Below are 2,940 nucleotides of genomic sequence, written 5' to 3'. Positions count from 1 at the left end.
GATGTACGGACTCTTTGTTGCCCCGAAAGATGCAGATTTAAGGGAGGCGCTGCAAAGGGAATACAACGAAGATCCTCTGAAATTTTATGAGAAGCTGAAGGAGATAGACCGTGAATATGCCCTCAGGATAAGCTTCAGGGATAAATTAAGGGCAGTCAGGGCAGTAGAAATCTTTAAATCCACAGGGTTACGCATGTCTGAATGGGGACACATCCATGGATTTAAGGAGAGTCATTATGAAGTTTTAAAGTTGGGGCTTAAAAAAGAGAGGAACGAGCTATATCCAAGGATCAACAACAGGGTTGACGAGATGCTGAATGCAGGATGGGTGGACGAAGTGAAGCATATACTTTCCATGGGATACGATGAAGGACTAAAGCCCTTTTCGAGTATTGGCTACAGGGAGATACTCCTTTATATTAAAGGTTTAATTAGCCATGAAGATATGGTAAAAAATATAAAAATGCATACGCGACACTATGCAAAAAGACAAACGACGTGGTTTTCCAAAGAAAAAGATGTTGTATGGCATGAGTATACTGAAGACATAGAGATTATAAAAATAACGGTATCGGAGTTTTTGAAGGGATGGAACTCAAGAGGATTATAGAAGCTGTTCTTTTTGTATCAGGCAGGCCCGTAACATTAAAGGGGCTGAATAAAAAGCTTGAGGGATGTACCGGGGCTGATATTGAAGGCGCCATGCATGAACTGGTTGCTGAGTATAACTACTCGGACAGGGCGTTGGAGATAGTGGAGGTATCCGGCGGTTACCAGATAAGGACAAAGACCGATTATAAGGAATGGGCAAAGAGGTTTGTGAAGGAAAAAGATGTTGAGTTGACAAAGTCTGTCCTTGAAGCGCTTGCAATTATAGCTTATAGACAGCCTGTAACAAAAAGGGAGGTGGATACTTTAAGAGGGGTAGACTCATCGCGTGCAGTCAAGCAACTGCTTGAAAGAAAATTTATCGAAATTGCAGGGAGAAACGAAGAGGCCGGAAAACCTATTGTTTTCAGGACAACAAACAGGTTTTTGGAAGTATATAGCCTCAGGCGTATAGAAGATCTACCAACAATAAAAGAGTTGGAAGCATTAGAAAGATAATGTCAAAAGCTTCATGAATAAAGGAGGGTAATATGGATGTATCTGAATTATTGATTTTTATGGTGGAAAATAAAGGTTCCGACCTGCATGTCAGTTCAGGCGTGCCCCCTGTTGTAAGAATACACGGGGATATGATGAAGATCGAGGTGCCGCCCCTTGACAAGGATGAAGTCCACAACATGATATACGATATTTTGAACGACCAACAAAGGAAGATTTTCGAGGAAAACCTTGAACTGGATTTTTCTTTTGCCCTTGGTGATATTGCACGATTCAGGGTGAACGTTTTTAAACAGCAGAGAGGTGATTCTGCTGTTTTCAGGACTATTCCTACACAAATACCTACCTTTGAAGAGTTGAACCTCCCCAAGGTTTTTATGGATATTACAAGGCTGGAAAAAGGTCTTGTGCTTGTTACCGGCCCGACAGGAAGCGGAAAATCCACGACCCTTGCAGCAATGGTTGACTTAATAAACAGGGAAGAAAAAGGGCATATCCTGACCGTTGAAGACCCGATCGAGTTTGTCCATCCGTCTAAGGGATGTCTTGTCAATCAGCGTGAGCTTGGCCCTCATACAAAAAGTTTTTCTAATGCATTGAGGAGCGCCCTTCGTGAAGACCCTGACGTGATCCTTGTCGGTGAAATGAGGGACCTTGAGACCATCTCTCTTGCACTTACCGCCGCAGAGACAGGGCATCTTGTTTTTGGAACATTGCATACAAGCGGTGCCCCGAAAACGGTGGACAGGGTTATTGACGTTTTTCCGGCAGCCCAGCAGGCGCAGGTAAGGTCCATGTTCTCTGAATCCATACAGGCAGTTATAACACAGGCGCTTTTCAGGCGAAAAGATGGAAAGGGCAGGGTTGCAGCCTTTGAAATTATGATAGGCAATCCTGCAGTAAGGAACCTTATCCGGGAAGGCAAGATTGCCCAGATACCATCAATTATGCAAACAAGCAGGGCTCTCGGTATGCAAACAATGGAAGCTTCAGTGACTGAGTTGGTTGCAAAAAACATTGTAACAAGAGACGAGGTATCTTTTTACCTGCCTAAATCTGCACAGTAGAGGTGATGAATTATGGCCGAGTTATTAGATTATTTAAAATATATGAATCAGAGGGACGCCTCGGATATATACATTACTGCCGGTCTTCCTGCCATGTTTCGCATTGAGGGCGCAACAGAGCCTTACGACGAGCCCCCGTTTACGCCTGAGGACACGGAGAGAATAGCAGCCAGCACGATGAATGAAAAGCAGAAGGTTCAGTTTGCCGAGGACTTTGAGCAGAACCTTGCCCTTTACTACCCGGATATTGGAAGATTCAGGGTAAATATCTTCAGACAGAGAGGATGTGCAGGTCTTGTTATCAGACAGATTAAAACAGAGATAAAGAGTCTTGATGCAATGGGTTTGCCGAAAATCTTTAAAGATATTATGATGAGTAAAAGGGGTCTTGTGCTTGTTGTCGGCGCCACGGGAAGCGGTAAATCCACCACCCTTGCATCAATGATAGACCACAGGAATGCCAATCAGCGCGGACACATAATCACCATAGAGGATCCGGTTGAGTATGTCCATAATCACAAACAGAGCGTTATAACTCAGAGAGAGGTGGGTTTTGATACCCACTCCTTTTACAATGCTCTGAAAAATACATTACGGCAGGCGCCGGATGTGATCCTTATCGGCGAGATAAGGGATTCGGAAACCATGGAAGATGCCATTACATTTGCAGAAACAGGGCATCTTGCTCTGGGCACACTCCATGCAAACAATGCTAACCAGGCAATTGAAAGGATCATGAACTTTTTTCCTATAGAGAGGCATCTCC

4 protein-coding genes and 1 pseudogene (1 of these 5 only partly in view) are annotated in these 2,940 nt (G+C 43.9%); all 5 read left to right on the top strand.

The features are described from left to right. Nucleotides 1-41, top strand: a pseudogene (locus NT178_01675) (hypothetical protein) (it extends 295 nt beyond the left edge of the window). Next, nucleotides 2-610, top strand: a complete 609-nt coding sequence (locus tag NT178_01670) for a tRNA dimethylallyltransferase (protein ID MCX5811244.1) — start codon at nucleotides 2-4, stop codon at nucleotides 608-610. Before NT178_01675 ends, NT178_01670 begins: the two are co-directional and overlap by 40 nt. Next, nucleotides 589-1,107 carry an SMC-Scp complex subunit ScpB gene (gene scpB / locus NT178_01665; GenBank protein MCX5811243.1) on the top strand — a complete coding sequence of 173 codons (519 nt, stop codon included), beginning with the start codon at nucleotides 589-591 and terminating at the stop codon, nucleotides 1,105-1,107. Before NT178_01670 ends, scpB begins: the two co-directional genes overlap by 22 nt. A 32-nt stretch (nucleotides 1,108-1,139) precedes the next feature. Then, nucleotides 1,140-2,174 (top strand): type IV pilus twitching motility protein PilT, encoded by a 1,035-nt coding sequence (locus NT178_01660; GenBank protein MCX5811242.1) that lies wholly within the window; start codon nucleotides 1,140-1,142, stop codon nucleotides 2,172-2,174. 12 nt (nucleotides 2,175-2,186) lie between these two features. Then, a partial coding sequence (locus NT178_01655; GenBank protein ID MCX5811241.1) for a PilT/PilU family type 4a pilus ATPase occupies nucleotides 2,187-2,940 on the top strand: 754 nt, incomplete at its 3' end.

The organism is Pseudomonadota bacterium (genome assembly GCA_026388255.1).
Lineage (GTDB): Bacteria > Desulfobacterota > Syntrophorhabdia > Syntrophorhabdales > Syntrophorhabdaceae > JAPLKB01.
The sequence above is the reverse complement of the archived record's forward strand: the minus strand, read 5'-3'. Positions and strand labels throughout refer to the sequence as shown.

Bases quoted from the DNA above. Each gene is read 5' to 3' on its own strand.
- scpB (MCX5811243.1), top strand. From the start codon at position 589: ATGGAACTCAAGAGGATTATAGAAGCTGTTCTTTTTGTATCAGGCAGG.
- NT178_01670 (MCX5811244.1), top strand. From the start codon at position 2: ATGTACGGACTCTTTGTTGCCCCGAAAGATGCAGATTTAAGGGAGGCG.
- NT178_01660 (MCX5811242.1), top strand. From the start codon at position 1,140: ATGGATGTATCTGAATTATTGATTTTTATGGTGGAAAATAAAGGTTCC.